1 pseudogene is annotated in these 271 nt (G+C 49.8%); it reads right to left on the reverse strand.

Going from position 1 to position 271, the window contains the following annotated elements:
* Positions 1–271: pseudogene (locus tag NE619_RS18235) on the reverse strand (cobalt-precorrin 5A hydrolase); the annotation flags it as partial.

Genomic DNA, 271 nt, shown 5'->3' on the forward strand with positions numbered 1-271 from the left:
CTTTTTTCTCACATCTGTAGCAGTCGTATGCACACTGACAGCGCCTAGCAGATTTGCTATCTGATCCGCGAGCTCTGCCGCTCCTCCCACATGACCGGACAACAAAGGGATCACATACTGCCCGGCTTCATCCGCCACGACGACAGCCGAATCCGTAAATTTATCTTTCACATAAGGCGCAATATACCGAACTGCGATCCCTGCCGCACCGATAAATAAAAATGCCCACTTTCCCCAGCGTTCCCGAATCAAATCTTCCTTTTTTTTCGGA

Origin of the sequence: Anaerovorax odorimutans (assembly GCF_024459955.1) — a bacterium.
In the GTDB taxonomy this organism is placed as follows: Bacteria; Bacillota; Clostridia; order Peptostreptococcales; family Anaerovoracaceae; genus Hominibacterium; species Hominibacterium odorimutans_A.